Below are 23,076 nucleotides of genomic sequence, written 5' to 3'. Positions count from 1 at the left end.
CTTGCGTAAACACCATTTGGCTAAGCCGACGGTTTCGATAGCCGCAGGCTTTCAAAATCAGCTTCCACGATAGGTAGACCACGACCAGGGCGAAATTAAAAAAGGCAGGTGGAAATGGCTGCCCGCCTCGGGGATAACGAAGTCGATCTGCGCGGAGACGTAGAGCGCATCGCGCCCGTCCGCCGCGAAATAGTCGCCAATCTCAGCGGTCAGCCGATAGTGGCCCGGCGTCAGCGGCTCCGGCGTTAAGTCACCGATGCGTCCATCGCTGTCCGTCTCGCCGTCGGCAACCGGCAACCAGCCCTCGCGGCTATTCTGCTCCAGGGAGATAGCGACGCCGACCGCTGGTTTGCCCAGCGCCGTGTCGAGAATATGGGTGGTGATGGTGCTCATGTCAGGCTCTCCTTCAGACGCAACAGGGTGATCTCCCGCAGTTGCTCCAGCGCTTCGCGCGCTTCGGTGGGTTCGTCATTCGTCAGGCGGCGCTGAAGCTGCGCCAGCATCTCTTCGCCGCTGCGCCCTTTGGCGCGGATTAAAAAGAGGCGGCCAAAGCGCGCTTCATAGGCCTGATTACCCGCCTGCATCGCCCGCTTTAGCGCTGCATCGGCATCGCTCATCACGGCCTGCTCCTGCCGCGACAGCGCCGCCTCTTTGTCCACGCCGCCGGCGCGTTCACCGATGCGCGGATGGGCGGCCAGCGCCTGCTCAAGATCGTCGCGGTTCCACGTCTGCGCCAGCCGCTCCGCCTCTGCCAGCAAGGCTGCGACAGAGGAGAATGGCCGCGCGGCCGCCAGCGCCTGCCGCCAGCGCGGGATCGCCACGCAGTGCGCGATGGCCGCCTGCGCCGCCGACGTCGGCAGCGCGTTGAAGGTGGCAAGATTCATGGCGCGCCTCGCTGCGCCAGCTGGCACACCGCCTGCAGGTAAGCGCGCACCGCCAGCGCCACGTCCTCGCTCATGACCGCTTCCGCCGGATGGTGGCTGATGCCGCGTTCGTTACGCACAAACAGCATACCGACCGGCCAGCGCTCGGCGATGGCGATAGCGTCATGGCCCGCGCCGCTCGGCAGCGACAGCGTGCGGCCCTGCACCGTCTCGACGGCGCTGCTCAGCGCCTGCTGCAGCGCGCTGTCGCAGGCGGTGGCGCTGATGCGGTAATACTCCTCCGCCTCAAAGCGTAGCCCACGTCGCAGCGCGATCGCTTCGGCCTGCGTCAGCAGGCTCGACAGCAGCCGCTCCAGCGGCAGATCCTGCGGGCCGCGCACGTCGAGCGACAGCGTGACCTCGCCGGGAATGACATTGACCGCGCCGGGCGCGCAGCTCAGGGTGCCAACCGTCGCTACCAGCTGCGGATCCTGCTCGCGCGTGGTCGCCTCGATAAACACCATCCACTCCGCAGCCGCCGCCAGCGCATCTTTGCGGTGGACCATCGGCACCGTGCCCGCGTGGCCCGCCTCGCCGGTAAAGCGGCAGCGAAGGCGGCGAGCGCCGTTGATGGCGGTGACCACGCCCAGCGCCAGTCCCTCCTGCTCCAGGCAGGGGCCCTGTTCAATATGCAGTTCGACATAGGCGACAATATCCTGCAGATCGCGAGCGGCGCGCGGAATCGCCTCGGCGTCCAGCCCCACGTCCGCCATTGCCTGGGCGACGGTTATACCGTTGCCGTCTGGATGGGTGGACCAGCTATCCGGCCAGCTTCCCGTGATGCCCCGGCTGCCGAGCAGCGTAATGCCGAAGCGCGTGCCTTCTTCGTCGCCGAAGCCGACGATCTCAATCGCCAGCGGCAGGCGCTGCCGCTGCTGATGCAGCCACTGCACGGTCTCAATTGCGGTCAGCACGCCGAGCATGCCGTCGTAGCGGCCAGCGTTGCGCACCGTATCGAGATGGGAGCCGAGCAGCAGCGCGGGCGCGCCGTCGCTCGCCCCTTCGTAGCGGCCGCAGATATTGCCAACTTCATCCTGCCAGACGCGCATGCCCGCCTGCGCCATCCACTCGCCGACCTGCGCGTTGGCGCGCAGATGCTCTGGCGAGAGGTAGACGCGCGTCAGCTGATCGGGCGATTCGCTAATTGCCGCCAGCGCGTCGCAGCGCGCCATAACGCGTTCGGCGGCCAGCTGCGCCTCAGCGGCGTTCATCATCATGCGCAACTCCCGTAGTGGTCCCACGCCGCCTGCATCGCCGCGCCCTGGGTCGCGCGGAAGCCGACGTGCGTCAGCACCGCCTCCAGCGCCGCCAGCGTGGTCATCACGCAATCTTTGCGCGCGTTGAAGCCCATGGTGCCGATGCGCCATACCTTGCCGTGCAGTGGGCCGAACGAGGTACCGATTTCGATGCCAAAATCCTCCAGCATCAGCTGACGCACCTGGTCGCCGTTAACGCCCTGCGGAATCACCACGCCGAGCACGTTGTTCATCTTGTGCTTCAGATCGCCGAAGGTTTCCAGCCCCATGCCCTGAATGCCTTTCAGCAGCGCGTCGCCGTGCAGCTTGTGACGCGCGATGCCCTCGTCCAGCCCTTCCTGCAGGATCAGCCGCGCGCACTCGCGCGCGCCGAACAGCGCGGTGGTCGCTTCGGTATGGTGGTTAAGGCGCTCCGGCCCCCAGTAATCCATGATCATGCCGAGATCGAAGTAGTTCGAGTAGATCATCTCTTCATCGCCGTCCTGATGCGCGGCGGTGCGGATCCCCTCTTCGACGCATTTGCGGCGGCGGATCGCCTCTTCCATCTGCGGGCTTAAGGTGATCGGCGAGGTGCCGGAGGGGCCGCCGAGGCATTTCTGCATCCCGGCCGAGACCGCATCCAGCCCCCACGCGTCGGTTTCCAGCGCGTTGCCGCCGAGCGACGCGGTGGCGTCGGTATAGAAGAGCACGCCGTACTTTTTGCAGATGGCACCCAGCTCCGCCAGCGGCTGCAGCATGGTGGTCGAGGTGTCGCCCTGCACCGTCAGCAGCAGGCGCGGCTTCACGCGCTTAATGGCGTCCTCGATCCGATCCGGGGTAAACACCTCGCCCCACGGCACTTCGATAGTGTGCACCTCGGCACGACAGCGGCGAGCGATCTCGCACAGCAGATGGCCGAAGCGGCCGAATACCGGTACCAGCACCCGGTCGCCAGGGCGGATCGCCGACAGCAGGATCGCCTCGATCCCGGCGCGCGAAGTGCCGTCGATCAGCAGCGTCCAGCGGTTTTCAGTGCGTAAGACGCCGCGATAGAGCTCCATCACCTCATTCATATAGTGGGTCATCGCCGGATCGTACTGGCCGATCAGCTGGGTCGACATGGCGCGCAGCACGCGCGGATCGGCGTTGATCGGGCCGGGGCCCATCAGCAGGCGCTGCGGCGGATTGATTTGCGGATAGTGGTTTTCCATGTTGATTTCCTTACTAAATTAGAGTCGCACCGAGGAGATGAACTGCTTCAGCTCCGGCGTCTGCGGCGCGGCGAACAGGGTTTTGCTGCTGCCCTGCTCCCAGACGCGCCCCTGATGCATAAAGACCACGCGATCGCCGACGTCGCGGGCGAAGTTCATTTCATGGGTGACCAGGATCAGCGTCATGCCTTCGGCGGCGAGCTGCTCCAGCACTTTCAGCACCTCGCCCACCAGCTCGGGATCGAGCGCCGAGGTGATCTCATCGCACAGCAGTACCTTCGGGTTCATCGCCAGCGCGCGGGCGATGGCGACGCGCTGCTGCTGCCCGCCGGAGAGGTTGGCCGGCGAGTAGTTGAGGCGCTCGCCAAGACCGACTTTCTCCAGCATCCGGGTGGCCAGCGCGCGGCACTCTGCCTCACTCTTTTTCAGCACGCGGCGCGGCGCCAGCATGACGTTTTCCAGCGCGGTCATATGCGGAAAGAGGTTGAAGTTCTGAAACACCATGCCGACCGAGCGGCTGATGTCGCGCGCCTGAGCATCGCGGTCGGTAATGGTCATGCCGCCCAGCTTGATGCTCCCTTCCTGATAGCCTTCCAGGCCGTTCATACAGCGCAGCAGCGTGCTTTTGCCTGAGCCGCTGCGGCCGATAATGGAGATCACTTCGCCCATCTCAATATCGAGATCGACGCCTTTCAGCACGTGGTTGTCGCCGTAGTATTTCTGCACCTGATTAATGGTGATGAGCGGCATGGAATTTTTTCTCCAGATACTGGCTGTAGCGCGACAGCGGATAACACATCAGGAAGTAGCCCAGCGCGACCAGGCCAAACACCTTAAAAGGCTGATAAGTCACGTTGTTCAAAATGGTCCCGGCTTTGGTGAGTTCGATAAAGCCGATAATTGAGGCGAGCGCGGTGCCCTTAATCACCTGCACGGCGAAGCCGACCGTCGGCGCGATGGCGATGCGGATCGCCTGCGGCGCGATCACCCGGCACAGCGTCTGGCCGAAGCCGAGGCCGAGACAGCGTGACGCCTCCCACTGCCCTTTCGGCAGCGCGCGAATGCTGCCGAACCAGATATCGAGCAGAAAGGCGCTGGTATAGAAGGTGAGCGCGAGCGAGGCCGCCGTCCAGGGCGCGACGTCGATGCCGAACAGCCCGACGCCGAAGAAGGCGAGGAAAAGCTGCATCAGCAGCGGCGTGCCCTGGAACAGCTCGGTGTAGCAACGGATCAGCCGCATCAGCCACTTGCGCTGCAGCAGGCGCAAAAAGAGCAGCGGCAGCGTCACCAGCGTGCCGCCGACAAAGGCGGTCAGCGACAGCAGCAGGGTCCAGCGCGCCGCCAGCAGCAGGTTGCGCAGAATGTCCCAGTCGGTAAAGGTCGTCATCATGCCTGCACTCCTAACCATTTACGCCCCAGCGCCAGCAGCACCTGGCGCATGGCGATCGACAGCAGCAGATAGATCAGCGTGGTTACCAGGTAGACCTCGAAGCTTAAAAAGGTGCGTGACTGGATCAGGTTGGCGGCGAAGGTCAGCTCTTCATAAGAGACCTGCGACACCACCGATGAGCCGAGCATCACGATAATGCACTGGCTGACCAGCGCCGGATAGATACGCTGCAGCGACGGCGGCAGCACCACGCGCAGAAAGGTTTGCGTGCGCGTCAGGCCCAGCACGCGCCCCGCTTCCCACTGCCCTTTCGGCGTCACCTGAATGCCGGCGCGGATAATTTCGGTGCTGTAGGCGCCAAGGTTGATCAGCATCGCCAGCAGCGCCGCCTCGCCCGCCGTCAGCTTCAGCCCCAGATTGGGCAGGCCGAACACGATAAAAAAGAGCTGCACCACAAACGGCGTGTTGCGGATGATCTCAACGTAGAGGCCCCAGAGACGGCTGGCCCAGCTCGCTTTGCCGCTGCGCAGCGCCGCGCCGAGGATCCCCAGCCCGACGCCGCCGACGGTGGCCATCACCGTCAGCTGAATGGTGACCCACAGCCCGGCGAGCAGCTCCGGCCAGTAGGGCAGGAGCGCAGGGAAATTAAGTTGCCCGAGCATAGCGCGCCCTTATGCGCCGAGGCTGGCGGGCAGCGGCGCTTTCAGCCACTCTTCCGACAGTTTGTTGAGCGTGCCGTCTTTGATGCCCTGCTCAATCAGCGCGTCCACTTTTGCCTTCAGCGCCGGCTCATCTTTTTTCAGGCCGATAAAGCAGGGCGAATCCTTCAGCATAAACTGCGCAACCGGCGCCTTTTGCGGGTTCTGCCGCGCGATCGCCGCCACGACCAGGTTGCCGGTCGCCACGTACTGCACCTGGCCAGAGAGGTAGGCCGACAGTGTGGTGTTGTTGTCCTCATAGCGCTTCACCTGCGCCTCTTTCGGCGCGAGGCTGCTCAGCACCATATCCTCCACCGCGCCGCGCGTCACGCCGATGCTCTTGCCGCTCAGCGCCGCCGCGTCTTTCAGCGTCTCGCCTTTCGGGCCGAAGACGCCGAGGAAGAACGGCGCATAGGCGCGGCTGAAGTCGATCACTTTTTCACGCTCGAGGTTTTTCCCCATGCTGGAGATCACCAGATCGACCTTATCGGTTTGCAGATAGGGCACGCGGTTGGCGCTGGTGACCGGCACCAGCTGCAACTTAAGTTTCATCTGTTTCGCGAGGTATTTCGCCGTATCGATGTCATAGCCCTGCGGCTGCAGATCGGTGCCAACCGATCCAAACGGCGGGAAATCCTGCGGCACCGCCACGCGCAGCACGCCGCGCTTCTCGATATCCTGCAGCTGATCCGCCAGCGCGCTGCCAGCCTGAACCATCAGTAACGCCGCCGCTGCCACCGCCATTAACGCTTTTTTCATTATGCACCCCGGTAAGTTGAGCTGAAACAAAAGATTCTTGTAAATGTGATTTGCAACTAATGTGCCAATCACTGGCTCGGCGGATTAAGCGGCAGAAACGCTGATTCAAGCGAAGGAAGGCGGCCTGACGCCGCCTGATATCAGAGGATCAAAATGAGGCAAAGCACCAAAAAGGTGCTCTTTAACGGTGCTCCAGCTCGTCCAGCTGCTGGTAGAGGTCGGCGATTTGATGAATACGCTGGCGGCCCTGGGTCAGCATTTCATGCAGCAGCGCGTTGGTCAGCAAATTGATCAGGCTCATCGCCGACGCGTAGCTGTCAAAGGCCGATACGCTGTCGAGCGGCGCACAGAGCTGCCAGCGCGCCAGGCCGCTCATCGACTGCGCCTGCGGCTCGCACAGCGCCAGCAGCGGAATATCTCGCTGCTGCAGCTGCTGCATCAGCGGGCGAATCAGGCGCGGACGACGGCGAAACGCCATCACCACCACCATATCCTCAGGCGTGATATCGACAATTTCTTCCGCCAGCGTCTGGCCCGGCTGCGGCAGCACCATCACGTCGGCGCGCGCCTGGAGCAGCTGCTGGCGCAGGTGCAGCGCCAGCGGCCAGGAGTTGCGCATGCCGATGACGAAAATGCGCTTCGCCCGGGTCATCTGCTGCACCGCCTCGCCGAACTGCTGCGCGTCGAGCGCGTTCACCCACTGCGTCAGGTTCGCCATCTCCTGCTTATAGTGGCGCGCCAGCAGCGTATTGCCCTGCACCGCATCGCGGTTGTCGGTGAGCGGCATGCCGCTCTGACGCAGAATGCGCAGCTCGTCGCGCATATCTTTATATTTGTCATAGCCCAGCCGCCGGAACAGGCGGCTGACCGTGGCCTTCGACACGCCGCTGAGCCTTGCCAGCTCGGCGCTGTTGTAGCTGATCAGATCGTCGAAATGGTCAAAGACGAAATCCGCAATACGCTGTTCCTGCGGCGAGAGCTGCGGATAGTGGCTTCTGAGTCGTTCATCAAGCTGTTTCATGCGTCGTCCTGTAACTTTCGTTTCAGCAAAAGCTAGCATAATTCGATCCAGGTTACCGCCGTCGTGCGCCACAGCAAAAAACTGGAACGGCTCTTGCTTGGATCCCCGCTCTGTTACCCAATAAGAACCCTCACTATGATTCAGAGCAATATGGCTCCGCTGGGCATGGCGGTCGCGCCGCATCACCTGGCGAGCGAGAGCGCGCTGGCAGTGCTGCGCGACGGCGGCAACGCCATTGAGGCGATGGTCGCCGCCGCCGCGACCATCGCCGTAGTCTATCCCCATATGAACGGCCTCGGCGGCGACGGTTTCTGGCTGGTGCTGCCCCCGAACGGCGATCCCGTGGCTATCGACGCCAGCGGCGCGGCGGGCGCGCTGGCACATCCCGATTTCTACCGCGGCCAGAGCGCGATTCCGCATCGCGGCCCCGCCGCCGCGCTCACGGTGGCCGGGACGGTGAGCGGCTGGCAGGAGGCGCTGACGCTCTCCGGCGAGCTGGGCGGCGCCCCGCTGCCGCTGCCGCGCCTGCTGCGCGACGCGATCCGCTATGCCGCCGACGGCATTCCGGTTACCGCCTCGCAGGCGGCCGCCACCGCTGCGAAACAGCATGAACTGGCGCATCAGCCGGGATTCGCCTCGACTTTTATGCCGGACGGCGAACCGCCGCGCGAGGGCAGCCGCTTTACCCAGCCGGCGCTGGCGCAGACGCTTAGCCTGCTGAGCGAGCAGGGTCTCGACAGCTTCTACCGCGGCGAGCTGGCGCATCATCTGGCGCGCGAAATGTCAGCGCTCGGTATGCCGGTGACGCTGGCGGATCTGCAGCAGCAGCGCGCGCGTCGCTGCGTGCCGCTGCACGTGGCGCACAGCGAAGGCGATCTGTGGAATATCGCGCCGCCGACGCAGGGGCTGGTGTCGCTGGCGATCCTCGGCGTGACTGACCATCTGGCGATGGCGCAGGCTGACGAGGCGCAGACGGTGCACCGCATTGTGGAAGCGACCAAAAAGGCTTTAGCGCTGCGCGACGCCCATCTTACCGATCCGCGCCATATGCGCTGCGAGGCGCAGTCGCTGCTGACCCAGGATCACTTCGCCACGCTGGCGAGCCAGATTAGCGAGACGCAGGCGGCGCCCTGGGGCGTCGGGCGCGGTCCCGGCGACACGGTGTGGATGGGGGTGGTGGACAGCAGCGGCCTCGCCGTCTCCTTTATTCAGAGCATTTATCACGAGTTCGGCAGCGGCGTGGTGATCCCCGGCACCGGCATTACCTGGCAGAACCGCGGCGCCGCTTTCAGCCTCGACGCGGATCATCTGCTGGCGCTGGCGCCGGGCAAACAGCCGTTCCATACCCTTAATCCCGCCGCCGCGCGCCTGAAAGATGGCCGCACGCTGGTCTACGGTGCGATGGGCGGCGACGGCCAGCCGCAAACCCAGGCAGCGATCTTTACCCGCCACGTCATCCAGGGCATGCCGCTGCAGCAGGCGGTGAGCGCGCCCCGCTGGCTGCTGGGCCGCACCTGGGGTCAGTCCTCCGACTCGCTCAAGCTGGAGGGCCGCTTCGCGCCGGAGAGCGTCGCCAGGCTACGCCAGCTGGGGCACGAGGTCGAGCTGCTGCCCGACTTCAGCGAGGCGGTCGGCCACGCAGGCGCCATCGTGCGCCATAACAACGGCATGCTGGAAGGCGCATGCGATCCGCGCAGCAACGGCAGCGCGAGCGGATTCTGACAGGAGAAAAAAAGATGAATCAGACAACCGACTGGGGGCGCTATCTGGCGCTGATGGAGCAGCTGCTGGCGCTGGAGCTGGACGACCCGCGCCGCGCTGAACTGGTGATTCAGCTTGAGCGCATCGCCGCGCTGGCGGCGCCGCTGATGGCGTTTCCCCTCGACGATCGGCTCGAAGTGGCGGGAGTGTTTCATCCATGAATCTGAGCGAACTCTCTCTCCGCGCGCTGCAGCAGGCGATCCAGCGCGGCGATCTCAGCGCGCGCGAGGTGGCGCAGCAAACCCTGCGTGGAATTGAACGGCACCGGGCGATTAACGCCTGGACCGAGCTCACCGACGAACGCATGCTGCGCGAGGCTGACGCCGTCGACGCGCAGCGACGCCGCGGTGACGATCTGCCGCCGCTGGCGGGTGTGCCCTATGCGGTGAAAAATCTGTTCGACGTGGCAGGCCACACTACGCTGGCGGGAGCTGCCCTGTTTCAGGATCGCCCGGCGGCGACGCAGGACGCCTGGGCGGTGAGCCGCCTCAGCCGCGCCGGTGCGCTGCTCTCCGGCATGCTGAATATGGACGCCTACGCCTACGGCTTCACCACCGAGAACAGCCACTTCGGCGCAACGCGCAACCCGCACGATCTGACGCGCGTCGCGGGCGGCTCGTCGGGCGGCTCCGCGGCGGCGGTTGCCGCCGGACTGGCGCACTTCTCGCTCGGTACCGACACCAACGGGTCCATTCGCGTGCCTGCGTCGCTGTGCGGCATCTTCGGCCTGAAACCGACCTTTGGCCGCCTGTCGCGCAGCGGCAGCCATCCCTTTGTCGCCAGCCTCGATCATATCGGCCCCTTCGCGCGCCGCGTTGAAGATCTGGCGCTGGTCTATGACATGCTGCAGGGCCACGACCCTCAGGACGCCTTTCAGGCAAACCGGCCCGCCGATCCGGCGCAGGTGGGGCTAGAGGAAGGGGGCCAGCGCTGTGCCGTGCTGGGCGGCTTTTTCTCGACCTGGTGCGACGACGACGCGCGCGATGCGCTGGCACGCGCCGCGCGGGCGCTGGAGATCCAGGATGAGGTGACGCTGCCGGAGGCGGAACTGGCGCGCTCGGCGGCCTTTATCCTGACCGCCTGCGAGGGCGGCAATCACTATCTGCCCGCGCTGCGCGCCTCGCCGGAGCGGTTCGAACCCGCCTCGCGCGAGCGGCTGCTGGCGGGCGCGATGCTGCCCGCCGCCTGGTACGTGCAGGCGCAGCGCTTCCGCCGCCATTTCCAGCAGCAGGTGCTGCCGCTGTTCGAACGCTTCGACGTGCTGATCGCCCCCGCCACGCCCTGCGTCGCACCGCTGATCGGTCAGGATAGCATCCGCGTTAACGGCGCCGACCTGCCGTCGCGCGCCAGCATGGGCATGCTGACGCAGCCGATCTCCTTCCTCGGGCTGCCGGTGTGCAGCGTGCCGCTGGCGACGAAAAGCGGCCTGCCGATCGGGCTTCAGCTCATCGCCGCGCCTTTTAACGAGGCTGCCGCGCTGCGCGTCGCCTTCGCCCTTGAGCAGCAGGGCATTACCCTGGCACCAACGTCTATGGATAACCGCAATGAACCCTGAAGAGATTAATTTACCGCACGTCGTCGCGGAGGTGACCGCCGCCTTTTACCGCTATGAGCAGGCGCTGGTGAGCAACGATATCGCGACGCTCGACGCGCTGTTCTGGCACGATGAACGCACCGTTCGCCTCGGGGCAGGCGAGAACCTCTACGGCATTGAGCAGATCCGCGCCTTTCGCGCCCAGCGTCCCGCGGCCGGGCTGGCACGCACCCTGCGCAACAGCGTTATCACCACCTTTGGCGAAGATTACGCGGTATGCAGCACCGAGTTCACGCGGGAAGGCTCGTCGAAAACTGGCCGTCAGCAGCAGAGCTGGGTCAGGCTGCCTGAGGGCTGGCGCATCGTCGCCGCGCAGGTCAGCCTGATGAGCGAAAGCTAGATTAGCGGGCGCGCCGCGCCTGGCGCGCCACCGCAATCGCTTCGGCGCGCTGCAGCAGCTGCTGGAGGTCATCTTCATCAATATCCAGCAGTTCGCCGCTTTCCAGCGCCTGATGCAGATCATCGCGGGTAATCGGCACGTCCAGCGCCACCGGCGCGGGTTTCGCTTCGGCAGCGGCCAGCGGGTGCGGATAGCGGCGGCCCGCCAGGTTATTGAAGAGGATCGCCAGCAGCGCCAGGCAGAGGGAGTTAAGCAGTATGGGCGTCAGAATATAGTGGTAGCCCAGCTGGTGGACGTGCCCACCGCCGAGAATCGCGGTCAGCGCCACCGCGCCGCTGGGCGGATGCAGGCAGCGCAGCTGAAACATCACGGCGATCGCCAGGCAGGCGGCGACGCCGCAGGCCAGCGGCGCATAAGGGATCGTGATGGCGGCGGTCACGCCAATCGCCGCCGCCACCATATTGCCGCCGACAATCGACCAGGGCTGCGCCAGCGGGCTGTTCGGGATGCCGAACAGCAGCACGGCAGACGCGCCCATCGGCGCAACAAACCACAAATTAACCTGCCCTAACAGCCAGTGGCTTATCAGGCTGGTGATGGTCAGGCCAAGCCCGGCGCCGACGCTGGCGATAACGATCTCTTTTTTGGCCACCGGCAGCGGATGCGGCCAGAAGCGGGCAAAAAAAGTGCGCAGCCCGCTCCTCCCCTTCGCCTGACGCGATTCAGTCATGTTCACAACGCTTATTCATCAGAAAAAATTATGGAATGGGCGATTGTCGCCGATCGATTTGGCCGCCACAACCGCTGGGTGGAGTGACTGGTCAGGATTCGGAATTGTGCCCAGGGCTGGCGGCGCGCCAGCCCGGAGGGCTATTTGACGACCGGACTTCTCTTCAGCGACAGCGCCGAGAGGAACGCATCGTCGAGCTGCAGATGCTGCGCCACCAGCTCGCGCGGCGTGCTGGCGAGCCACTGATTAAGAGAGATATCGGCGTAGTAATCGCTTTTGAACAGCTCCAGAAACCGTAGCGGCCCGGTGCCGGTGTTCTCGATATAGTGCCCCATGGCGAACGGGACATAGCCGACGTCGCCTGCCCGGTAATCAAAGGTTCTTGCCTGGCCGGAGGAGGCGAATACGCCCATACGCCCCTCGCCTTCAAGATAGTATTGCCACTCATCGTTGTTGGGATGCCAGTGCAGTTCGCGCATGCCGCCCGGTGCAACCTCCACCAGCGCGGCCGCGATGGTTTTCGATACCGGAAAGGTCGAGGAGTCGGTAATGCGTACCGTGCCGCCCGGCGCGTTAATCGGCGTCTGCGCCAGCATATGATGGGTGAAGACGCGTTTTGATTTCTGCGCCCCCTTGATGGCGTCCGCAGCCAGGCTACCCGGCACCTTGCCGGCAAAAATATATTCGTCGTCCGGGGAAGGCAGTTTTGCAAAGGTTGAAACCGGCACGCTGAAGTTTTTTGCCAGAATATCGGGCGGAATATGTTTGAACCAGTCTGACAAGAGAAAGGTGCTGTCTTCATCGAAGCTGCCGTCGTCAAACGCCAGCAGAAACTCACAGCCGTCGGGCCCCAGTCCCTGAATCGAGTGCGGTATGCCCGGCGGAAAGTACCAGAGATCGCCGACCCCGATATCATCGACAAACCAGCCGCCGTCGGTATCGAAGGCGGTCACGCGCGCTTTGCCGAAGGTCATATAAGCCCACTCGCCCTCTTTGTGCCAGTGCAGTTCGCGGATGCCGCCCGCGTTGAGGCGCATATCAACCCCCGCGATGGTGGTGGAGATGCCCAGCTCGCGCTGCGTCACCTGGCGCGTCCAGCCGCCGCTGCCTTTGCGCACGTGCGCGTCGCTGAAAGAGAAGCGCAGATTGGGCAGCGTGCCGCTGTCGGTAGCGGGCGGATTGACGATATCGGGGTTCTGCGCCTCGCGCGCCGGATCGTGCGGCCCGGGATCGCGCGGCGTGCCCGCAGGCCAGGAGGCAATGGTGTCGTGGGCGTGGACCTGGCCTGCCGCCAGGGCTACCGTGCCGCCAGCGGCGAACGCCATAAAATTCCTTCGGGAAAGCTTGCTCATTTACAGGGTTCCTCATTCCGTGGTTAGTCCGGAATATCTATACGCGCAAAGCGAACCGTCGGCGGCAGGCAAGATGTAACAGTCCATCGGGCGACGAGGAACCTCAGGTTTTTTAATCAATTTTATGAGGGGAAAATTTTTACTTCATTTAACCATGGTTAAAAATGGCGTCAGAATGGGCTTTACCGCGCGCACGAATTGCTAACGGTTGAGCAGATGCATTAATATTTCTGGTAAATAACCCGTTACATCTTTTTAACAAGAACGGTCCGGAAAGCGCGGCTGTTTGCGCAGCCGCGTCGGGTAATACTCAGGGCTGCGGCGCGGGATGCACCGCGGCCCAGTGATCGGCGATCTGCTGGCGGGTACAGATCCAGACATCGTTATGCTGCTGAATATGGTCGAGGAAGTTTTGCAGCGCTTTGAATTTCCCCGGCCGGCCCAGCAGGCGACAGTGCATGCCAACCGACATCATTTTCGGCTGGGTTTCGCCCTCTTCATAGAGCACGTCAAAGGTGTCGCGCAGGTAGGTAAAAAACTGCTCGGCGGTATTGAACCCCTGCGGCGTCGCGAAGCGCATATCGTTGCACTCCAGCGTGTAAGGGATCACCAGATGCGGCTTCACGGTGCCGTCCTGACAGGTGACCTGCGTCCAGAACGGCAGGTCGTCGCCGTAATAGTCGCTGTCGTAGCTAAAGCCGCCCTGCTCGACCACCAGCCGCCGCGTGTTGGGGCTGTCGCGCCCGGTGTACCAGCCGGTGGGCGCCTTGCCGAACAGGTCGGTAAGCACGTCGACCGCCTGCTGCATATGCTGGCGCTCGGTTTTGGCGTCCATCGACTGGTAGTGGATCCAGCGCCAGCCGTGGCTGACCACGTCGTAGTCGGCCTGTTTGATCGCCTCGACGATCTGCGGATGACGCGCCAGCGCCATCGCGACGCCAAACACCGTCAGCGGCAGACCGCGCTTCTGGAATTCGCGGTGGATGCGCCAGAAGCCAGCGCGCGAACCATATTCGTAGAGCGAATCCATCGACATATGGCGATCGGGATAGCTGGCCGCCCCGATGATGTCGGAGAGGAACTGCTCGGAACCGGCATCGCCGTGCAGCACGTTGTTCTCGGCGCCCTCTTCATAGTTGAGCACGAACTGTACCGCCACGCGTGCCTTGTTCGGCCAGGCGGCGTGCGGCGGCGTGGCGCCATAGCCGATCAGATCGCGCGGATAGTTTTTGTTGAAGCTGTACTCTTTCTTCTCTGCACTATCCATTCATCAATTCCTGTTTAATTACGGCAAGGTTTCGTTAGTTTAGATGCTGAAACGCGCCTGAGAGAGGTTTAGCGATCGGCTGAGCGAGATCGCCATGCTTGCTGGTGCCAAAGCCAAGCGCTACCAGTGCCTCCACCATTTTTACCGCCGCGCTGACGCCGTCGATAACCGGCATCCCCAGCTCCTGCGTCAGCTCGCGCGCCAGCGTCGCCATGCCGCCGCAGCCCAGCACGATGGCGCCGCTGCCATCCTGTTGCTTCGCCTGCAGGCACTGCTGGCGCACTTTCTCCTGCGCCAGCCCCGAACCATCCTCCAGCGCCAGCACCGGCAGATCGATGGCGTGCAGCGCGGCGCAGTGATGGGTAAAGCCGTACTGCTGCAGCAGATGGCGCGCGATAATCAGCGTGCGTGGCAGCGTGGTGACGATGGAAAAGCGCGTGGCCACCAGCGTCGCGGCGTGCATCGCCGCTTCGGCGATGCCGATGACCGGCCCGCTGGCCAGCTCGCGCGCCGCCAGCAGCCCGGGGTCGCCAAAGCAGGCGATAACGTGGCCGCTGACGCCCTGCGCTTTGCCGCGCTTCACCTGCTCCAGCACGCCAATCGCCGCGATCGCCTCATCGAAATGGCCCTCAATCGAGGGCACGCCCTGCGAGGGCGACACGGCAATAATCTCGGTGCCTGGCGCAGCGACCGCGCGCGCCGCCGCGCCGATGGTTTCCGTCATCGCCAGGCTGGTGTTGGGGTTGATGACCTGGATCAGGCTCATGATGTCACCTCTTTATGACGGGCAAATAACCGTGAGAAGTCGGGCAGCGTTTCACCGCTGCGCTCGAAGTGCAGGCTGGAGACGATGTGGTCGAAGTGGTGCTGCAGCGCCTGAGTCAGCGCGGCGAGGTCGCCCGCGCGCAGGTGGGCCACCAGCCGGTCGTGGTCGTCGCAGCGGCAGCCCTGCTGCCAGGGCGCGCCCCAGGCAGCGATCACCAGCGAAGAGCGCTGCGTCAGGCGCGTGACCAGTTCCGTCAGCACCGCATTACCCGCAATCGCCTGCAGTTCGATATGGAAAGCCGCGGAGAGACGGATCGCCGCTGCGCCGTCACGCACATCGTGCGCCTGCTGCTCCTGAGCGATACGCTGCGTCAGCCCCGCCAGATGCGGCGGCTGCAGATGCGACAGCACGGCGGGCAAATTGGCGCACTCGATTAGCGCACGGGTGCGGAAAATGTCGCGCGCTTCATCAACGCCTGGCGTGGTCACCTGTGCACCGCGCCTGGGCAACAGCGTCACCATCTGCACTGCGGCGAGGCGCTGCAGGACTTTGCGAATGCCGGTGCGGCTGACGCCGAACACCTCTGCCAGCGCTTCTTCCGGCAGTTTGCTGCCCGGCGGCAGCTGATGCTCCACGATGGCGTTCATTAACGCCTGGTAGATAGATTCGTCTTTATCCCCGCGATCGGCGGCCAGTGCCTGGCCTGTCTCACTTCTCATACCGGACTCCCTTTACAAGCTGTGTGCCACCATCGTATACGCGAAAACCTTTTTTTGTATACAAGATTTCAATTCTGGCCTGGATCCTGCAACAGCTTTTCACGTTGCTAAGACCGTTAACTCTCGAGATAAGGAGCAGGTTTCATGCCAAACCCTCAAAAACATGTTTCCGCGTCGGCCGCTGAAGCCCGCGCGCGCTACAGTCCCCGCCTGACCAATGAGGATCTGGCGCCGACGCGCCAGCAAAACTGGACGTGGTACAACATTTTCTCTTTCTGGATGTCGGATGTGCACAGCATGGGCGGCTATGTGGTCGCGGCCAGCTTTTTCACCCTTGGGCTGGCGAGCTGGCAGGTGCTGATTTGCCTGCTGGCGGGGATCTGCATCGTGCAGCTCTGCGCTAACCTGGTGGCGAAGCCGAGCCAGATGGCAGGCGTACCTTATGCGGTGATCTGTCGCCAGGCGTTCGGCGTTTTTGGTGCCAATATTCCGGCGGTGATCCGCGGGCTGATTGCCTTCGCCTGGTATGGCATTCAGACCTACCTGGCCGCCAACGCGCTGATGCTGGTGCTGCTGAAATTCTTTCCGACGCTGGCGTCGATGACCCACGCCAGCTGGCTGGGCCTGTCGCTGCTCGGCTGGTGCTGCTTCGGCGTGATGTGGCTGCTTCAGGCGATGGTGTTCTGGCACGGCATGAGCGCCATTAAGCGCTTTATCGACGTGGCGGGTCCCGCCGTTTATGTGGTGATGGTGGCGCTGGCGGGCTGGATTGTATACAAGACGGGGTTCGACGGTATCTCGTTTACCCTGGCGAGCAAATCCCTGAGCGCAGGCGAACAGAGCTGGCAGATGATCACCGCCACCGCGCTGGTGGTCTCCTACTTTTCCGGGCCGCTGCTTAACTTCGGCGACTTCTCGCGCTACGGCAAAAGCATGGGCGAGATCCGCCGCGGCAACCGCTGGGGCCTGCCCTTTAACTTTTTGCTCTTCTCCGTGGTGACGGTGGTGATCGTCTCCGGCACGCAGTCGCTGTTCGGCAAGATGATTACCGATCCTATCGAAACCGTCAGCATGGTCGGCAATGACCTGGCGGTGGCGATTGGGCTGCTGACCATGATCACCGCCACCATCGGCATTAATATCGTGGCGAACTTCGTCTCGCCAGCGTTCGATTTCTCTAACTGCTCGCCGCAAAAAATCAGCTTCCGCACCGGCGGTATGATCGCCGCAGTAGGCTCGGTGCTGCTGACGCCGTGGAACCTGTTCCAGTCGCCCGAACTGATCCACTATACGCTCGACGTGCTGGGCGCCTTTATCGGGCCACTCTTTGGCATCCTGCTGGCAGATTTCTATCTGATTAAACGCGGCCGCGTCTTTGTCGATGACCTGTTCGACGCAACGCCGAAAGGACGCTACTGGTATCGCGGCGGATTCAATCCAAAAGCGATTGCCGCACTGCTGCCTTCAGTGGCTATTGGTCTGATCATCAGCTTTATGCCGTCGCTGCATGAGGTCGCCAGCTTTAGCTGGTTTATCGGTGCGGCGCTGGGCGGCGGATGCTATCGCTATCTGGCGCGCCACGAGCGTGAAGCAGGCGCCGCCCAGCCTTTCGCCGGTGGCGTTGCGATGCAGAAAGAGTAAGGAAGCAGAAAAGCAAAAGGCCGATTCATTGCTGAATCGGCCTTTCTGAAGAGTTGGCGGTGCGGACGGGACTCGAACCCGCGACCCCCGGCGTGACAGGCCGGTATTCTAACCGACTGAACTACCGCACCGCGCTGTGTTCCCCGTCGGGAACGAGGCGCATATTAATGGCCGCTCAGGATCCCGTCAACGCTTTTTCTCGCCGCGTTGCGCGTTTGCTGTTTTTTTACGCTTAACGCTGATTTAACCAGCGAAACGCTTTCTGTTAACCGCGCCAGAGGCAGCTTCCACCTTTTTTCATCACCAGATCGAGGCGTGACTCATGCGCCATCACCTCTTCGTCCGACGCCGCCACGACCCGCAGCGCTGAGGCGGGCCGCACGATGCGCTGGATAGCTTCGCCCTCGTTCTGCTGCGCGCCGTCGCCTTCCTGCGAAAACGCCAGCGACGTCTGGCCGCCGGTCATTGCCAGGAAGACTTCCGCCAGGATTTCGGAGTCGAGCAGCGCGCCGTGCAGCGTACGCTTGCTGTTGTCGATCTCATAGCGCGAGCAGAGCGCATCCAGACTGTTGCGCTTACCCGGGAACATCTTGCGCGCCATCGCCAGGCTGTCGGTGATGCGACAGAAGGTTTCGGTTTTCGCAATGCCGCGGTTCAGCATGGAAAACTCATAATCCATAAAGCCGATATCAAACGAGGCGTTATGGATCACCAGCTCGGCGCCGCGAATATAGTCAAGGAATTCGTCCGCGATCTCGGCGAAGGTCGGCTTATCGGCGAGAAACTCATCTGCAATACCGTGCACGCCGAACGCTTCCGGATCTACCAGGCGATCGGGACGCAGATAGATATGGAAGTTGTTGCCGGTCAGGCGACGATTTACCACCTCTACTGCGCCGATTTCAATGATGCGGTGACCTTCATAATGCACACCGATCATGTTCATGCCGGTGGTTTCAGTATCGAGTACGATCTGGCGGTTATTTGCAGTGCTCATAGGATTCGTTTTATGTCAGACTTGGCGTTTTTCTCAGAAGGGAGTCTACCAGAGATGCGCAAGCAGGTAGAAATATTCACCGACGGATCCTGCCTCGGCAATCCCGGTCCCGGCGGCTACGGCGCGATTTTACGCTACGGGCAGCACGAAAAGCTGTTTAGCGCCGGTTACCGCCTTACCACCAATAACCGCATGGAGTTGATGGCGGCGATTGTGGCGCTGGAAGCGCTGAAAGAGCCTTGCCACGTGGTGCTGAGCACCGACAGTCAGTATGTGCGCCAGGGCATTACCAGCTGGATCCATAACTGGAAAAAGCGCGGCTGGAAAACGGCGGATAAGAAGCCGGTAAAAAATGTCGATCTCTGGAAGCGCCTCGACAGCGCGCTGGCCGGGCATGAGATCCAGTGGGAATGGGTCAAAGGCCATGCTGGCCATCCCGAAAACGAACGATGCGACGAGCTGGCGCGCAGCGCAGCGTCGCATCCGCAGTCAGAGGATATCGGCTACAAAGTCGAGTCCTGATCTTTCGCCGCGCGGAACTGCCGCGTGGCGTTCACCGCCGGACGCAGCTGCGCCTTGCCCAATGTCTTTTTCGCCTTTGTCGGCGTTAGCGGGAATGTGCGTTTACGCGCCACGACGATATTCAGGCAGCCCAAGGCAGGCAGATGCGCGCTGATCACCTTGCCGCCCTGCCGGTGCCAGGGCACCACCTGAAAACGGGTGCGGAACACCACTTCGTAATTGAGCAGGCTCAGCCAGTCAAGCAAGCGCATCTGGCTAAACATCCGTCCGCTCCAGGGCGCTTTGCGCTGAATGCCGGGCAGCGCTTTGCTGATGCCCAGCAGCGAAAAGGGATTAAAGCCGCTGATAATCATCCAGCCGTCGTCAATCAGCACGCGATCTACTTCGCGCAGCACCCGGTGCGGATCCTGGCTCCAGGCCAGCGTATGCGCCAGCAGGCAGGCGTCGATAGACTTGGACTCAAACGGCAGCTGCGTCGGGTGCGCCAGCACCTGCAGCAGCTCGCCTTCGCTGCCGACATTGACCTGATGTGAAATAGCGCAGTGCTCGGTGTTGATTTCTGCACTAAGGTTGCCAAGCTTAAGCATATGAAAGCCATATAGCTTTCCCAGGTAGGGCTGGAGTTGCTGCGTCAGCGCGTCGCGGAAATAGTCTCCCCACGGCATATCGCGCCATGAGCGCGGCGCGGTCAGAATCTGGCGTGTTTTAGCGCGCTTCATGCTTTACCATCTTCCTTTTCTAACGGCCTGCGAGAGGTGATTATGAATCTTACCAGTATTCCTGCGCTACAGGATAACTACATCTGGACGCTGAACGACGACGCTGGCAACTGCCTGATTGTCGATCCTGGCGAAGCGCAACCCGTGCTGGAGAAAGTTTACGCGAACGGCTGGAAACCGGCGGGGATTTTACTGACTCACCATCATCACGATCATGTCGGCGGCGTACAAGCACTGCTGGAAAAATTTCCTGGCCTTGAGGTTTTCGGTCCACAGGAAACAGAAGATAAAGGCGCGACAACGGTGGTCAGCGAAGGCGACACGGTGTCGCTAATGGGAATGGACTTAAGCGTGATTCATACGCCCGGTCATACTTTAGGACATATCTCATATTACAGCTCGCCTTATCTTTTTTGCGGCGATACCCTGTTTTCCGGCGGTTGCGGGCGTCTTTTTGAAGGCACAGCTGAGCAAATGTATGAATCATTTCAAAAGATTGAACAACTTCCCGACGACACTCTGGTTTGCTGCGCGCATGAGTACACTTTATCTAATTTGAAGTTTGCTGCGGCTATTCTGCCCCATGACCCGCAAATTATGGCCGAATATCAGAAAATTAAGGACTTACGCGCCAAAAACGGCATTACTTTACCCACAAAACTGGCGCACGAACGGCAAATAAATTTATTTTTGCGTACGCAAGATCCTGATTTGAAAAGGGCATTGAACATAAATTTAACACCTGACCACATATGGGACACATTTGCTCTTTTACGGGAAAAGAAAGACCAGTTTTGATTTTTCGGGTTGTGTTGTGACAGGGCGTCGCGTATAGTTGCTCGTCTTTTAAGCGAACTATTGACACACACATGAAGGCTAAAGCGATATTACTCGCCTCGGTCTTGCTGGTGGGATGTCAGGCATCACGGAATGACGCCAATATCCCCGAACAGCATGCCCAGAGTCTGTCTTCAGCTGGTCAAGGTGAAAATGGAAAGTACGGTGATCGAATGTTGTCGCCGCGATGGCAGGAAGATGGAACTGGCCTCGCAGAAGATACCGATCTCTGGAGTTTCATTAGTGACGAGTTGAAGATGGGGATTCCGGAAAACAGCCGGATCCGCGAACAAAAACAAAAGTACTTAAAAAATAAGAGCTATCTCCACGATGTAACATTACGGGCAGAGCCGTACATGTACTGGATAGTCGAGCAGATACATAAACGTAAGATGCCGATGGAACTGGTACTGCTACCCATAGTGGAGAGCGCTTTTGACCCCCATGCAACCTCATCAGCCAATGCCGCTGGCATCTGGCAGATTGTTGCAAGAACGGGCAAAAACTATGGTTTGAAACAAAACCAGTGGTACGACGGGCGCCGTGATGTGGTCGCCTCGACCAGGGCTGCGCTGGATATGATGCAGCGTCTGAACAAGATGTTTGACGGCGACTGGTTGCTGACCGTCGCGGCTTATAACAGCGGTGAAGGACGTGTATTAAAGGCAATTAAACAGAACAAGGCGCGTGGCAAGCCCACCGACTTCTGGAATCTGTCGCTGCCGCGTGAGACCACGGTCTACGTACCGAAGATGTTGGCCTTGAGCGAACTGCTTAAGAACAACAAGCGCTACGGTATTAAACTGCCGACACCGGACGAAAGCCGCGCGCTGGCGCGCGTTGAAGTCGGTCAGCAGATGCAGTTGACGCAGGCTGCCGAAATGGCGGGTATGTCGCTCAGCAAGCTCAAGAGCTTCAATACCGGCTATAAAAAAGGTGCTACCGCGCCCAACGGACCGCAGTACATTTTAGTACCCAAGTCCCACGTGGCGAAGCTGCGTAGCTCGTTGGCTTCTGGCGACATTGCAGCAGTACAGCCGACGCAGCTGGCGAAAAACAGCGCGTCTGGCAGCAGCTATAAAGTGCGTCGCGGCGACACGCTTTCCGGCATTGCCAGCAAACTGGGCGTCAGCGTCGCATCGCTGAAGCAACAGAACAATTTACGGAGCGCCAGCGTTCGCATCGGTCAGACGCTGACCGTGGGCGACAGCGGCACGAGCCTGGCTGATAATAGCAACAGCATCACCTATCGCGTGCGCAAAGGTGATTCTCTTGCCAGCATTGCAAGGCGCCATGGCGTCGATATCAAAGATGTGATGCGCTGGAATACGGTCCTGAGCAGCACGAAAGATATTCAGCCTGGAGACAGGCTAACGCTTTACGTAAATAATAGCGCATCGCCTGATACCTGATGCGTTGAAAAGGCCAACATTTGTTGGCCTTTTTTCATTTCCGCCTGCTTTTCTCTTTCCTTTTTCAATAACTTATTAGTCGAATATGAAACGCGCCTCTCCTCATGTATGGCCTGAAGCCCTATAGGCGGCAAAAATCAGAGCGAAGGAGGCGGGAATGGCATTCAGCCGGGTAAGTCGCCCTCTCGCACTATTGCGATAGAGAAGGCGAACAGGCGCGTGCTGCCCTTAGCGTGCGGCGTTAAACTCGACCAGTAAGGGGTTATGGTCGGAGGCACGCGTAACCAGCACAGAAGCCCTGCTGACGTTCATATCGCGATAGAAGACGAAATCCAGAGGGCGGCCAAACGCTTTACGTCGATGATCGTCCGTAAACCTTACCTCTTTTAGCGTCATTTCGCGCGCAAACCGATAGAGCGCGTGGATGCGCTGACGGCTCCATGCGTTGAAATCACCTGCCATGATAACCGGGCCTTTATGATGCAAAATCTGCTCGCCTATCGGCCCTAGCTGCTTGCTGTAGACATCGATGCCAAGGCTGAAATTGACCGCGTGGATGTTGACGACCATCAGCATTTCGCCGGTCGGCAGCGGATAGGCGGTGACCAGTGCCGACTTAGCCAGCCGCAGCAGCGGCTCTCGCTCGCGCAGCGGGCAGCAGTAGACCGGATGGGCGGAAGCGAGCGTCATCACGCCAGAAGGATGCTGAGGCAGCACAAAAGCGGGGACCTGATCGGCGGCAAGATAATTGCTGGTCGCAAACTTTATCAGTTCAGGCGTGGTTTGCGCCTCCTGCAGCAGTACCAGGTGTGCGTCTTTACCGAACCCCTGCAGTACAGACATCCAGTCGGCGCGCTGCTGTTTGAAAATATTCCACACTAACACTTTAAGATGGGCATCAGGCGACAGCGGCGCCCCTGGCGGAAGCGCCTGGCCAAGATGTAGCATGGCACCCGGCGGAAAGATCTGTTCTACCGGCTGACCCGCGACATAGCGCATTGCATAAGTTTTTTTTCGCACGTTTTTGCCTGCTTCCTTCCGTACCCGTTGCACCTGTCAGTTATAGGGATTTTAGTCGGGGGTTTCAATCGGTGTTGGGAATTGTAGGAATCATCGTGTGCGAATGAGGCTTTTTAACGCAAAAGAAAAAGCCCTGACTTTGCAGTCAGGGCTTATCTGTTA

General features: G+C 61.3%; 25 protein-coding genes and 1 tRNA gene. 8 read left to right on the top strand and 18 right to left on the bottom strand.

Features of this window, described 5'->3' with window-relative positions; genetic code table 11:
- Positions 1-57 precede the first annotated feature (57 nt).
- The 9 genes from uraH to hpxU form a co-directional block, all read right to left on the bottom strand.
- Complete coding sequence (gene uraH / locus Q9R34_RS18790; RefSeq protein WP_485895677.1) at positions 58-393, bottom strand: hydroxyisourate hydrolase; 336 nt, start codon at positions 391-393, stop codon at positions 58-60.
- Positions 390-884, bottom strand: coding sequence for a 2-oxo-4-hydroxy-4-carboxy-5-ureidoimidazoline decarboxylase (gene uraD, locus Q9R34_RS18785; protein WP_485895675.1), 495 nt, complete (start codon positions 882-884; stop codon positions 390-392). Before uraD ends, uraH begins: the two co-directional genes overlap by 4 nt.
- The gene (hpxK, locus tag Q9R34_RS18780) at positions 881-2,140 is read right to left on the bottom strand and encodes an allantoate amidohydrolase (RefSeq protein ID WP_485895674.1); all 1,260 of its coding nucleotides are present in this window, start codon (positions 2,138-2,140) and stop codon (positions 881-883) included. The genes uraD and hpxK overlap by 4 nt, the downstream gene beginning before the upstream one ends.
- Positions 2,137-3,369 (bottom strand): pyridoxal-phosphate-dependent aminotransferase family protein, encoded by a 1,233-nt coding sequence (locus Q9R34_RS18775; protein WP_485895672.1) that lies wholly within the window; start codon positions 3,367-3,369, stop codon positions 2,137-2,139. Before Q9R34_RS18775 ends, hpxK begins: the two co-directional genes overlap by 4 nt.
- Before the next feature lie 18 nt (positions 3,370-3,387).
- Positions 3,388-4,119 (bottom strand): amino acid ABC transporter ATP-binding protein, encoded by a 732-nt coding sequence (locus tag Q9R34_RS18770; protein ID WP_434126898.1) that lies wholly within the window; start codon positions 4,117-4,119, stop codon positions 3,388-3,390.
- Positions 4,100-4,756, bottom strand: a complete 657-nt coding sequence (locus tag Q9R34_RS18765) for an amino acid ABC transporter permease (RefSeq protein ID WP_485895749.1) — start codon at positions 4,754-4,756, stop codon at positions 4,100-4,102. Before Q9R34_RS18765 ends, Q9R34_RS18770 begins: the two co-directional genes overlap by 20 nt.
- Complete coding sequence (locus tag Q9R34_RS18760) at positions 4,756-5,421, bottom strand: amino acid ABC transporter permease (protein WP_485895670.1); 666 nt, start codon at positions 5,419-5,421, stop codon at positions 4,756-4,758. Before Q9R34_RS18760 ends, Q9R34_RS18765 begins: the two co-directional genes overlap by 1 nt.
- A gap of 9 nt (positions 5,422-5,430) precedes the next feature.
- Entirely contained in the window at positions 5,431-6,216 is a 786-nt protein-coding gene (locus tag Q9R34_RS18755) for a transporter substrate-binding domain-containing protein (protein ID WP_485895668.1), read from the bottom strand.
- 181 nt (positions 6,217-6,397) lie between these two features.
- Complete coding sequence (gene hpxU, locus Q9R34_RS18750) at positions 6,398-7,237, bottom strand: MurR/RpiR family transcriptional regulator HpxU (RefSeq protein ID WP_434126901.1); 840 nt, start codon at positions 7,235-7,237, stop codon at positions 6,398-6,400.
- Positions 7,238-7,372: 135 nt separating this feature from the next.
- On the opposite strand from hpxU, the gene Q9R34_RS18745 reads away from it, so the two are divergent.
- From Q9R34_RS18745 to hpxZ, 4 genes are read left to right on the top strand one after another with little or no spacing between them, the layout of a single operon-like run.
- Complete coding sequence (locus tag Q9R34_RS18745; protein ID WP_485895665.1) at positions 7,373-8,959, top strand: gamma-glutamyltransferase family protein; 1,587 nt, start codon at positions 7,373-7,375, stop codon at positions 8,957-8,959.
- A 14-nt stretch (positions 8,960-8,973) separates the two neighbouring features.
- Positions 8,974-9,159 carry an oxalurate catabolism protein HpxX gene (hpxX, locus tag Q9R34_RS18740; RefSeq protein WP_033752868.1) on the top strand — a complete coding sequence of 62 codons (186 nt, stop codon included), beginning with the start codon at positions 8,974-8,976 and terminating at the stop codon, positions 9,157-9,159.
- Complete coding sequence (locus Q9R34_RS18735; RefSeq protein ID WP_485895663.1) at positions 9,156-10,553, top strand: AtzE family amidohydrolase; 1,398 nt, start codon at positions 9,156-9,158, stop codon at positions 10,551-10,553. Before hpxX ends, Q9R34_RS18735 begins: the two co-directional genes overlap by 4 nt.
- Positions 10,543-10,932, top strand: a complete 390-nt coding sequence (hpxZ, locus tag Q9R34_RS18730; protein WP_434126905.1) for an oxalurate catabolism protein HpxZ — start codon at positions 10,543-10,545, stop codon at positions 10,930-10,932. Before Q9R34_RS18735 ends, hpxZ begins: the two co-directional genes overlap by 11 nt.
- 1 nt (position 10,933) lies before the next feature.
- Here the strand turns inward: hpxZ and Q9R34_RS18725 are convergent, their stop codons facing one another.
- From Q9R34_RS18725 to Q9R34_RS18705, 5 genes are all read right to left on the bottom strand, one after another.
- Complete coding sequence (locus tag Q9R34_RS18725) at positions 10,934-11,662, bottom strand: HPP family protein (RefSeq protein ID WP_485895747.1); 729 nt, start codon at positions 11,660-11,662, stop codon at positions 10,934-10,936.
- Positions 11,663-11,802: 140 nt separating this feature from the next.
- Positions 11,803-13,014 (bottom strand): oxalate decarboxylase family bicupin, encoded by a 1,212-nt coding sequence (locus tag Q9R34_RS18720; RefSeq protein WP_485895661.1) that lies wholly within the window; start codon positions 13,012-13,014, stop codon positions 11,803-11,805.
- A 310-nt stretch (positions 13,015-13,324) separates the two neighbouring features.
- Positions 13,325-14,281 (bottom strand): allantoinase PuuE, encoded by a 957-nt coding sequence (puuE, locus tag Q9R34_RS18715; RefSeq protein WP_434126907.1) that lies wholly within the window; start codon positions 14,279-14,281, stop codon positions 13,325-13,327.
- A 34-nt stretch (positions 14,282-14,315) separates the two neighbouring features.
- Positions 14,316-15,047 carry an allantoin racemase gene (gene hpxA / locus Q9R34_RS18710; protein WP_096072615.1) on the bottom strand — a complete coding sequence of 244 codons (732 nt, stop codon included), beginning with the start codon at positions 15,045-15,047 and terminating at the stop codon, positions 14,316-14,318.
- Positions 15,044-15,766, bottom strand: coding sequence for a GntR family transcriptional regulator (locus Q9R34_RS18705; protein ID WP_485895658.1), 723 nt, complete (start codon positions 15,764-15,766; stop codon positions 15,044-15,046). Before Q9R34_RS18705 ends, hpxA begins: the two co-directional genes overlap by 4 nt.
- Before the next feature lie 144 nt (positions 15,767-15,910).
- Here Q9R34_RS18705 and Q9R34_RS18700 point away from each other — a divergent pair, with 144 nt between their 5' ends.
- Positions 15,911-17,407, top strand: a complete 1,497-nt coding sequence (locus Q9R34_RS18700; RefSeq protein ID WP_485895656.1) for an NCS1 family nucleobase:cation symporter-1 — start codon at positions 15,911-15,913, stop codon at positions 17,405-17,407.
- 54 nt (positions 17,408-17,461) lie between these two features.
- On the opposite strand, the gene Q9R34_RS18695 is transcribed toward Q9R34_RS18700, so the two are convergent.
- Both Q9R34_RS18695 and dnaQ read right to left on the bottom strand, forming a co-directional pair.
- Positions 17,462-17,538, bottom strand: a tRNA-Asp gene (locus Q9R34_RS18695).
- Between the two features lie 134 nt (positions 17,539-17,672).
- Positions 17,673-18,404: a DNA polymerase III subunit epsilon gene (dnaQ, locus tag Q9R34_RS18690; RefSeq protein ID WP_434126910.1), complete on the bottom strand. Its 732-nt coding sequence runs from the start codon at positions 18,402-18,404 to the stop codon at positions 17,673-17,675.
- A gap of 54 nt (positions 18,405-18,458) precedes the next feature.
- On the opposite strand from dnaQ, the gene rnhA reads away from it, so the two are divergent.
- Positions 18,459-18,926: a ribonuclease HI gene (gene rnhA / locus Q9R34_RS18685; RefSeq protein ID WP_033752878.1), complete on the top strand. Its 468-nt coding sequence runs from the start codon at positions 18,459-18,461 to the stop codon at positions 18,924-18,926.
- Here the strand turns inward: rnhA and Q9R34_RS18680 are convergent.
- On the bottom strand, positions 18,908-19,645 hold the full coding sequence (locus Q9R34_RS18680; protein WP_434126911.1) for a class I SAM-dependent methyltransferase: 738 nt from the start codon (positions 19,643-19,645) through the stop codon (positions 18,908-18,910). The genes rnhA and Q9R34_RS18680 overlap by 19 nt on opposite strands.
- Positions 19,646-19,687: 42 nt before the next feature.
- On the opposite strand from Q9R34_RS18680, the gene gloB reads away from it, so the two are divergent.
- The gene (gene gloB / locus Q9R34_RS18675; RefSeq protein WP_485895653.1) at positions 19,688-20,443 is read left to right on the top strand and encodes a hydroxyacylglutathione hydrolase; all 756 of its coding nucleotides are present in this window, start codon (positions 19,688-19,690) and stop codon (positions 20,441-20,443) included.
- Positions 20,444-20,514: 71 nt separating this feature from the next.
- The gene (gene mltD, locus Q9R34_RS18670) at positions 20,515-21,894 is read left to right on the top strand and encodes a murein transglycosylase D (protein ID WP_485895651.1); all 1,380 of its coding nucleotides are present in this window, start codon (positions 20,515-20,517) and stop codon (positions 21,892-21,894) included.
- Between the two features lie 228 nt (positions 21,895-22,122).
- On the opposite strand, the gene Q9R34_RS18665 is transcribed toward mltD, so the two are convergent.
- Positions 22,123-22,914, bottom strand: coding sequence for an endonuclease/exonuclease/phosphatase family protein (locus Q9R34_RS18665; protein WP_434126914.1), 792 nt, complete (start codon positions 22,912-22,914; stop codon positions 22,123-22,125).
- Between the last annotated feature and the right edge of the window lie 162 nt (positions 22,915-23,076).

This window comes from Enterobacter sp. BRE11, from assembly GCF_031844285.1.
Lineage (GTDB): Bacteria > Pseudomonadota > Gammaproteobacteria > Enterobacterales > Enterobacteriaceae > Pantoea.
The sequence above is the reverse complement of the archived record's forward strand: the minus strand, read 5'-3'. Positions and strand labels throughout refer to the sequence as shown.

What these genes read in the sequence shown, in the direction of transcription:
- uraH (WP_485895677.1), bottom strand. Translation starts at nt 393, where the DNA reads ATGAGCACCATCACCACCCATATTCTCGACACGGCGCTGGGCAAACCA.
- uraD (WP_485895675.1), bottom strand. Translation starts at nt 884, where the DNA reads ATGAATCTTGCCACCTTCAACGCGCTGCCGACGTCGGCGGCGCAGGCG.
- hpxK (WP_485895674.1), bottom strand. Translation starts at nt 2,140, where the DNA reads ATGATGATGAACGCCGCTGAGGCGCAGCTGGCCGCCGAACGCGTTATG.
- Q9R34_RS18775 (WP_485895672.1), bottom strand. Translation starts at nt 3,369, where the DNA reads ATGGAAAACCACTATCCGCAAATCAATCCGCCGCAGCGCCTGCTGATG.
- Q9R34_RS18770 (WP_434126898.1), bottom strand. Translation starts at nt 4,119, where the DNA reads ATGCCGCTCATCACCATTAATCAGGTGCAGAAATACTACGGCGACAAC.
- Q9R34_RS18765 (WP_485895749.1), bottom strand. Translation starts at nt 4,756, where the DNA reads ATGACGACCTTTACCGACTGGGACATTCTGCGCAACCTGCTGCTGGCG.
- Q9R34_RS18760 (WP_485895670.1), bottom strand. Translation starts at nt 5,421, where the DNA reads ATGCTCGGGCAACTTAATTTCCCTGCGCTCCTGCCCTACTGGCCGGAG.
- Q9R34_RS18755 (WP_485895668.1), bottom strand. Translation starts at nt 6,216, where the DNA reads ATGAAAAAAGCGTTAATGGCGGTGGCAGCGGCGGCGTTACTGATGGTT.
- hpxU (WP_434126901.1), bottom strand. Translation starts at nt 7,237, where the DNA reads ATGAAACAGCTTGATGAACGACTCAGAAGCCACTATCCGCAGCTCTCG.
- Q9R34_RS18745 (WP_485895665.1), top strand. Translation starts at nt 7,373, where the DNA reads ATGATTCAGAGCAATATGGCTCCGCTGGGCATGGCGGTCGCGCCGCAT.
- hpxX (WP_033752868.1), top strand. Translation starts at nt 8,974, where the DNA reads ATGAATCAGACAACCGACTGGGGGCGCTATCTGGCGCTGATGGAGCAG.
- Q9R34_RS18735 (WP_485895663.1), top strand. Translation starts at nt 9,156, where the DNA reads ATGAATCTGAGCGAACTCTCTCTCCGCGCGCTGCAGCAGGCGATCCAG.
- hpxZ (WP_434126905.1), top strand. Translation starts at nt 10,543, where the DNA reads ATGAACCCTGAAGAGATTAATTTACCGCACGTCGTCGCGGAGGTGACC.
- Q9R34_RS18725 (WP_485895747.1), bottom strand. Translation starts at nt 11,662, where the DNA reads ATGACTGAATCGCGTCAGGCGAAGGGGAGGAGCGGGCTGCGCACTTTT.
- Q9R34_RS18720 (WP_485895661.1), bottom strand. Translation starts at nt 13,014, where the DNA reads ATGAGCAAGCTTTCCCGAAGGAATTTTATGGCGTTCGCCGCTGGCGGC.
- puuE (WP_434126907.1), bottom strand. Translation starts at nt 14,281, where the DNA reads ATGGATAGTGCAGAGAAGAAAGAGTACAGCTTCAACAAAAACTATCCG.
- hpxA (WP_096072615.1), bottom strand. Translation starts at nt 15,047, where the DNA reads ATGAGCCTGATCCAGGTCATCAACCCCAACACCAGCCTGGCGATGACG.
- Q9R34_RS18705 (WP_485895658.1), bottom strand. Translation starts at nt 15,766, where the DNA reads ATGAGAAGTGAGACAGGCCAGGCACTGGCCGCCGATCGCGGGGATAAA.
- Q9R34_RS18700 (WP_485895656.1), top strand. Translation starts at nt 15,911, where the DNA reads ATGCCAAACCCTCAAAAACATGTTTCCGCGTCGGCCGCTGAAGCCCGC.
- dnaQ (WP_434126910.1), bottom strand. Translation starts at nt 18,404, where the DNA reads ATGAGCACTGCAAATAACCGCCAGATCGTACTCGATACTGAAACCACC.
- rnhA (WP_033752878.1), top strand. Translation starts at nt 18,459, where the DNA reads ATGCGCAAGCAGGTAGAAATATTCACCGACGGATCCTGCCTCGGCAAT.
- Q9R34_RS18680 (WP_434126911.1), bottom strand. Translation starts at nt 19,645, where the DNA reads ATGAAGCGCGCTAAAACACGCCAGATTCTGACCGCGCCGCGCTCATGG.
- gloB (WP_485895653.1), top strand. Translation starts at nt 19,688, where the DNA reads ATGAATCTTACCAGTATTCCTGCGCTACAGGATAACTACATCTGGACG.
- mltD (WP_485895651.1), top strand. Translation starts at nt 20,515, where the DNA reads ATGAAGGCTAAAGCGATATTACTCGCCTCGGTCTTGCTGGTGGGATGT.